At 50.4% G+C, this 6,968-nt stretch carries 8 protein-coding genes; all 8 read right to left on the bottom strand.

The window, feature by feature from the left end; genetic code table 11:
* A partial coding sequence (locus tag RDL68_RS02425) for a PHP domain-containing protein (RefSeq protein WP_308540084.1) occupies positions 1-470 on the bottom strand: 470 nt, incomplete at its 3' end.
* Between the two features lie 52 nt (positions 471-522).
* The gene (locus RDL68_RS02420; RefSeq protein ID WP_308540083.1) at positions 523-1,275 is read right to left on the bottom strand and encodes an NAD-dependent protein deacylase; all 753 of its coding nucleotides are present in this window, start codon (positions 1,273-1,275) and stop codon (positions 523-525) included.
* A gap of 24 nt (positions 1,276-1,299) precedes the next feature.
* Complete coding sequence (locus RDL68_RS02415; RefSeq protein ID WP_308540082.1) at positions 1,300-1,767, bottom strand: NUDIX domain-containing protein; 468 nt, start codon at positions 1,765-1,767, stop codon at positions 1,300-1,302.
* A 16-nt stretch (positions 1,768-1,783) separates the two neighbouring features.
* On the bottom strand, positions 1,784-2,431 hold the full coding sequence (deoC, locus tag RDL68_RS02410; protein WP_308540081.1) for a deoxyribose-phosphate aldolase: 648 nt from the start codon (positions 2,429-2,431) through the stop codon (positions 1,784-1,786).
* A gap of 123 nt (positions 2,432-2,554) precedes the next feature.
* Entirely contained in the window at positions 2,555-3,262 is a 708-nt protein-coding gene (gene deoD / locus RDL68_RS02405; protein WP_308540080.1) for a purine-nucleoside phosphorylase, read from the bottom strand.
* A gap of 37 nt (positions 3,263-3,299) precedes the next feature.
* Positions 3,300-4,574 carry a glucose-6-phosphate isomerase gene (locus RDL68_RS02400; protein WP_308540079.1) on the bottom strand — a complete coding sequence of 425 codons (1,275 nt, stop codon included), beginning with the start codon at positions 4,572-4,574 and terminating at the stop codon, positions 3,300-3,302.
* Positions 4,571-5,662 carry a SpoIIE family protein phosphatase gene (locus RDL68_RS02395; protein ID WP_308540078.1) on the bottom strand — a complete coding sequence of 364 codons (1,092 nt, stop codon included), beginning with the start codon at positions 5,660-5,662 and terminating at the stop codon, positions 4,571-4,573. Before RDL68_RS02395 ends, RDL68_RS02400 begins: the two co-directional genes overlap by 4 nt.
* Positions 5,663-5,761: 99 nt before the next feature.
* Positions 5,762-6,913, bottom strand: coding sequence for a class I SAM-dependent RNA methyltransferase (locus tag RDL68_RS02390; RefSeq protein WP_308540077.1), 1,152 nt, complete (start codon positions 6,911-6,913; stop codon positions 5,762-5,764).
* Positions 6,914-6,968: the final 55 nt, after the last annotated feature.

The following is a 6,968-nucleotide window of genomic DNA, read 5'->3' as shown; positions in this document are numbered from 1 at the left end:
GGCACCGTGGGGTTTTTTTTTCCCGGGGAGAGCGGACTTGCCGGCGCATTTTTGCGGCTTTCGCCGGAAGGGCACGCCGAGAGTGCAATCAAACCCTCGTGATATTTCTCCAGTGTGGGAAAGTCTACGCGCGGTTTATAATAGAAGCCTTCCACCCAACCGGTGGAGACAATTTTCATAAGATTATGATAACCGGTCTCATTTTCCGCCAGCAAAACCAGATGATAGCGCGTGCGGTCTTTGTGATTGAGACGGTCCTCTGTCACATATACTTCACACCCGATGATGGGCTTGATGCCGGCATCTTTGGCCGCTTTATAAAATTGAATCACACCGAACATGTTGCCGTGATCCGTTATGGCGACGGCATCCATGCCCTGTTTGCGCACGGTATCCATCAACCGATCAATGCGGCAAAAACCGTCCAGCAAACTAAACTGTGTATGCAAATGGAGGTGTGTAAACGTCATTCCGCCCTCCTGTCCGAATTTAATACCTTCCTCCTGCCGAAAAGAGTCTCTTTTATTCGCCTTCTTCGCCATCTTCTACCAAAGCGGGCAATATTTCTGCAATATCGCCATGTATGGCAATATCCGCACGAGAATCTGCCGGTGTCGGATCGCGATTAAGAAGAATAAATTGATGACCGCGATAGTAGTTTACTAATCCCGCGGCAGGATATACCACAAGCGACGTTCCGCCGACAATGAGCGTATCCGCCCGACGAATCGCTTCCACCGCAGCGAGAAATACTTCTTCATGGAGAGGTTCTCCGTATAGCACCACATCTGGACGCAAAATATCTCCACAGACGGGGCACAATACGCGCCCTTTTCCTGCCATAAATTCGTCTGTCGCCATAACATGACCGCAGGAGGGACAGTAAATGTGCGCCATATTGCCGTGGATTTCCAAAACGCGTCGACTTCCTGCACATTGATGGAGACTATCAATATTTTGTGTGACCACCGCCTCTAACTTGCCTTGCTGCTCTAAATGCGCCAGCGCAATATGTGCCCCGCTGGGCTCAACCTGATAACTGAGAATACATTCGCGCGTAAAATCGGCGAAGCCATCCGGATCTTCCACGCTAAATTCATGGCTGAAATAGTATTCCGGCAAATGCGCCCGTTTCATGGTATGATACAGTCCATTTTCCGAGCGAAAGTCGGGAATGCCCGAAGCCGTGGAAACGCCTGCGCCACCGAAAAAGACAATGTGAGAACTCGTTTTCACCCACGCCTTTGCTTTTTGCATCGCTTCCGTTTGATCCATGGCTTCCTCCTCTACGGCGCGCCATCACCGGATAAAGGTGACCTCGCCTTTTTTTCCGTCGGTAACGGTAATCAACACCTCTTTTGCTCTTCCTTGATACACTTCCAGCATCTCGTCCATGGATTCGCTTTTGGGCTGCGTAGTGAGAAACGTGGTAAACGGCATCCATTGTAAAGTGCCTTCCGGACTTTCTTTCACTTCGCCCGAAAAATCAGCACATCGATATAACAGGCCAAGCTGACGAAATGGTTTATCCTGATGCAGCCAATGTACCATGCCGACAAGTTCCACACGCCCCAACGTAAGCCCTGTTTCTTCCCATGCCTCACGACGCATGGCATCGGTCAGGCTCTCCTCCGGCTCTACCTTTCCACCCGGAAAAGTGAGTCCCTCCCAACCTTCTTTTTTCACTTTGTCCAACACCAAAACCGCGCCGTCTGCACGTTCCAACATAACCATGTTGAGCAGCTGAACGTCTTCTTTTCGATGCATGAATGCCTCGTTTTCGTTACTTCATTCCTTCTACAATGGCGATGCCTGCGCTTGCTCCGATGCGTGTCGCACCGGCTTCGATCATTGCCATCGCTTCTTCTGCAGTATGAATTCCGCCGGAAGCCTTAACTTCTACCGTATCGCCCACGGTCTCTTTCATCAGGCGCACATCGTGAACAGTTGCTCCGCCGGTCGAAAAACCGGTTGAGGTTTTTACAAAACCTGCGCCGCCCTGAATGGCAAGAACACAGCCCAGCGATTTTTCTTCATCGGTCAGCAGGCAGGTCTCTAAGATGACTTTTAATGTACGATTCCCGCAGGCTTTCTTCACTTGGGCAATATCTTCACGAACGTATTCGGTATCGCCACGTTTCAATGCGCCGATGTGAATCACCATATCAATTTCGTCTGCGCCGTTTGCTACCGCATCGCGCGCCTCAGCCGCTTTTGCCGCTGTGGACATTGCGCCGAGCGGAAAACCAACCACGCAGCATGTCTTCACGTCGGAACCGACAAGCCTGCCGTGTACCTGGGCGACAAACGAACCGTTCACGCAGCACGAATAAAAGTGATACTGCAATGCTTCAACACAAAGTTTTTCAATCTCTTCCGGCTGTGCTTCCGGCTTGAGCAACGTGTGATCGATCATTCGATTGATCTGCATAGTTCCCTCATTTCTGTTTCTTTCCCTTATCTTCTTCCCAAAATGAACCGTTTTCGAGTGCTCTCTGCCTTACGTTACGGCAAAAACGGTTAATCGATCTTCCTCGTCACAGCACTGTTTTCATTACACCGCCAGCGCAATCTCCATCATGGCTTGAAAACTATTCTGTCGTTCTGCCGCCGTGGTCTCATTTCCGCTGACAAGCGAATCGGAAATCGTAAGAATGCTCAAGGCATCTACGCCGGAAGCAGCGGCTAACGCATACAGCGCATAGGTTTCCATTTCCACTGCCAGACAGCCCATTTCTGCCCATTTTTTCCAATGGTCTTCCCGACTGTTTAAGGGATTGTAAAAGACGTCTGTGGAAAAAACATTCCCTACATGTGCCGTTTTTCCCTGTGCTTCAGCCGCCTTTGCCGCGCGTGAAAGTAATGCCCACGAAGCGATGGCAGAATAGGTTCCATTCAAATCGTAGGGAAAGGCAATGCGCGAATCGGTGCACGCCCCCTCGGCAAGGACCAAATCATAGATATTGAGGTTTTCACGCATTGCGCCTGCCGAACCAACGCGGATCAGCTTCTTCACGCCATAGGTGTGAATGAGTTCATACGCATAGATGGAAAGGGAAGGCATCCCCATGCCCGTCCCCATGACGGAAACGCGCTCTCCGCGATACGTGCCGGTATAGCCCAGCATATTGCGGACGCGATTAAAACACACAGGATCTGTCAAAAACGTCTCAGCAATGAATTTTGCCCGCAGCGGATCACCCGGCAATAGTATTTTCTCGGCAATTTCGCCTCTCTCTGCTTGAATATGGGGAGTCGCCATTTTTCCTCCTTACCTTATTCGTAGGGGAAATCCGGGGTTAGAAGCCCGGTTTTCCCAACCGATGGAACATGTTTTTCTTGTACTGCTCAACGCCCGGCTGATTAAAGGGATTAACGCCCATGGCATAACCAGTTACGCCAATCACCGCTTCAAAGAAATACAATAAAGCGCCGAGGTTTTCTGCATCCAATTTTCGGAAAACCAGCAGATGATTCGGCACATCCCCATCGTAATGCGCCTGACGGGTCGCCTCCATCGCCTGCTCATTGACCTCGTGCATGGTCTTGCCTGCCAAATAATTCAAACCGTCTAAATTATCTGCGGTCGGTGGTACTGCCACATCCTCCTTCGCTTCGGCAAACCATACTACGGTCTCAAATAAAACGCGCGGGCCTTCTTGAATCCATTGCCCTAACGAATGCAAATCGGTCGTATTGCTGACCGACGCCGGAAATAGTCCTTTTCCCTCTTTGCCTTCGCTCTCGCCTGCCAGCTGTTTCCACCATTCCTGAACATAGTGCATCTTCGGTTCGTAGGCAACGAGAATTTCAATGCTTTTGCCCTGTTCCATGAGCGCCAGCCGCGAAGCCGCATAACGCAGCACCGGATTCGCTTCAAAATCGGCCTCGAGCGCGATTTTGCGCATGGTTCTTGCTCCCTCAATAAGGGCATCTACGTCGATCCCTGCGGCGGCAATCGGCAAAAGTCCCACCGCCGTCAGTACGGTAAAGCGTCCGCCGATGTCGTCGGGAACAACGAAAGACTCATAGCCTTCCGCGTCCGCCATGGTCTTTAGTGCGCCACGCGCCCGATCGGTCGTGGCAAAAATGAGGGATTTTGCTTTTTCTTTGCCGACATTTTCCTCTAATAATGCCTTAAAATGACGGAACGCTACCGCCGGCTCTGTCGTTGTGCCGGACTTGGAGATGACATTAATAGCAAAACGCTTACCGCGAAGATGGTTTAACAGCGCAACAGTTTCTTCGGCACTCAACTGATTTCCTGCGAAGAGGATTTCCGGTTCGTTTTTTTTGTAGGAAGGCGTAAGCGCTTCGATCACAGCGCGTGCACCGAGATACGATCCACCAATGCCGATAACCACCAATGCTTCGGCTTCGTTTCGGATGCGCTCCGCCGCTTGGCGAATTTGTTCCCGTTCTTTCGGATCTATCTCTTCTGGCAGATCTACCCAACCTAAAAAGTCGTTGCCCGCGCCGGTTTTCTCCACCAGTGTTTTTAGCGCAGCCAACACCTGTTCTTTTTTGTCTTCCCGTGCCTTCGCAGTTCCCGCTTGTGTCAAATCGAGCTTCATACCTTCCTCCTTTGATTTTCCACATACACAATGGCAATGTCGTCCTTGAGCTGCTCTCCGGTATATTGACGCAAATCATGGACAATTGTCGATAATGTGTTTTTGGTTGTGTGTAACAATAAACGGCGCAAATTTTCTTCGCCATATTCCATGCCCAATGCATTCTTCGCTTCGACCGCGCCATCGGTGAAAAAGAGAAAGCGATCGGCTTTGCGCATCGGACGGCAATGCTGTTCGTACGTATACCCTTTCAAGAGAACGGGGGAAATCAGCCGACCGGTGGCGTATAATGTCTCCAACTCGCCGGCACACTCCACCATGGGCAAACAGTGATGTCCGGCATTCGCATAGGTCAATGTATTCTTAACGGTATCAAAAACCGCATAAAACAGGGAAAAGTATTGACCGTCATCCATTTGTATTTCATAAAACCGATCGCGAAGCGCACCCAAAACCTGCGCCGGTTCACGTATTTTTTCTTCTTCAAGAATGGAACGCATCGTCTGTCGAACGAACATGGTCAAAATAGAAGCGGAAACACCGTGTCCTACCACATCGGAAATATAGAACCCTAAACGACCTTCTCCTAACGGAACGAAGTCGAAAAAGTCTCCGGAAAGCTCTTCGCTGGGCATGTAGGCAAAATCGAACTGCAAATTGCCAAACGTCTTCATGCGGGGAAGCATCTTGGTCTGAATGGTGCGTGCCAGCGCAATTTCTTTCTGCCATTTTCGATTTCGATTGAGCAGCTGTAGCGTAATGTTGTTCTGGATGGTTGTATCGCGAAACACCTGAATCGCTGCCACCACTTCGCCGTCTTCATAGATGGGCGAATTCATCACGGAAAAAACGTGTCCGGCAACACAAAACTCCGTCCTTGTGACGGTATGCTCCAAAAACGGGCCTGTCGCAGTAGACAGCGGAAAAACAGGGCTCCCCTTGCTTTCCGCCTGATTAAAGCGCAGCAGAGCCTCGTTTTCAAAAAGAATCTGTCCTTTGCGATCGACAACACGCACATAGTCTTCCATGGCGTTCAACATCGTGGTGTCGGTAAGAAAGATCGGCTCTTTTGTTGTCGTTTTTTTCATGCGTTTCTCCCTCGCCTTTCCCGTCATTATCTTATCATAGCGAAGGCTGTTGCGAAGGAGAATCCGCAGCGTGCAGCGAATTCGTTTGCAACACTACGGTTAGCGGAATCGTTTCGGGTCAGGCCCTACGAATTGATAGTAGGTTACTTCTTCTCCGCCATTAAACAATTTTCGCCGACGACTCGCCTCTTTTCCGGTCTCTTCTCCCACTACTTTTTCAAATTCCGGCATGGCGGTAATGACGTATGCCGACCATGTGCGCAGCGTGAGAAAACGCCGAGCGAAATCGCGCATCAACACATCTAGTCCTTCCACTGGCGAGAGGCGTTTTCCATACGGTGGATTGGTCACCATCACCCCAAAGTTTTCGCTCAATCCCACTTCACGCATGTCCCGTTTAACAAAACGCACCATGTCGGAAACGCCCGCCTCCTCGGCATTATGACGCGCTATGCGCACCATGGCAGGATCGATATCAAAACCAAGCATTTCGGCTTGCAAATCCGTCTTGACCCTTGCCAGAGCCTCCCGTCGTAACTGCTTATACTGTTTGGCATCCATCCATGGCCATTGTTGAAACAGGAAAGTGCGATCCAAGCCAGGCGCAATGCCTCGCGCTTTGCGCGCCGCTTCAATCACAAGCGTGCCCGAACCGCAAAAGACGTCGGCGAAGGGACGATCTATCGTCCAAACCGAAAGATCGATCAGTGCCGCCGCCATAGTTTCCTTCAATGGCGCTCCACCTTTTTCCAACCGATATCCCCTCTTAAACAGTCCTTCGCCGGTGGTATCCAGACATATAACGCATTCGTTATGGCGAAGGAGCACATCAATAGGAAACAATGCGCCATCTTCCGGAAAATGCTCCAGTGCGTCGCGTCGTTGTAAAGCGCCAACCACCGCTTTTTTTACAATTTTCTGCACATCCGAAGGGGATGCCAACGTAGATTGCACCGTTTTTGCCCGCACGGGAAAACGAGCATTGCGCGGCAAATACATCGTCCAATCTAACGCTTTTGTTCCTTCAAAAAGCGCATCAAAGCATTCGGCAGGAAAACGCCCTACCTCTATCAGCACACGATCGGCACTTGCCAAATACAAATTTGCTCGCATCACCTCTTCGGTTTCACCGACAAACAGCACATGTCCCTCTTCAATACGGCAAGGTCCCAAGCCGAGTGCTTCGCATTGTCTTTTTACCACAGCCTCAAGCCCAAAAGCTGCCGTGGCATGTATGGTCCATTGCGTCATCCGTCTTTCCTCCCGATTCTATTTTGGCTTATTTGAAGGGGTTTTTCCAGTCACA

The organism is uncultured Murdochiella sp., assembly GCF_902488755.1.
Taxonomy (GTDB): Bacteria; Bacillota; Clostridia; order Tissierellales; family Peptoniphilaceae; genus Murdochiella.
The sequence above is the reverse complement of the archived record's forward strand: the minus strand, read 5'-3'. Positions and strand labels throughout refer to the sequence as shown.

Bases quoted from the DNA above. Each gene is read 5' to 3' on its own strand.
- RDL68_RS02390 (WP_308540077.1), bottom strand. From the start codon at position 6,913: ATGACGCAATGGACCATACATGCCACGGCAGCTTTTGGGCTTGAGGCT.
- deoC (WP_308540081.1), bottom strand. From the start codon at position 2,431: ATGCAGATCAATCGAATGATCGATCACACGTTGCTCAAGCCGGAAGCA.
- RDL68_RS02400 (WP_308540079.1), bottom strand. From the start codon at position 4,574: ATGAAGCTCGATTTGACACAAGCGGGAACTGCGAAGGCACGGGAAGAC.
- deoD (WP_308540080.1), bottom strand. From the start codon at position 3,262: ATGGCGACTCCCCATATTCAAGCAGAGAGAGGCGAAATTGCCGAGAAA.
- RDL68_RS02415 (WP_308540082.1), bottom strand. From the start codon at position 1,767: ATGCATCGAAAAGAAGACGTTCAGCTGCTCAACATGGTTATGTTGGAA.
- RDL68_RS02420 (WP_308540083.1), bottom strand. From the start codon at position 1,275: ATGGATCAAACGGAAGCGATGCAAAAAGCAAAGGCGTGGGTGAAAACG.
- RDL68_RS02395 (WP_308540078.1), bottom strand. From the start codon at position 5,662: ATGAAAAAAACGACAACAAAAGAGCCGATCTTTCTTACCGACACCACG.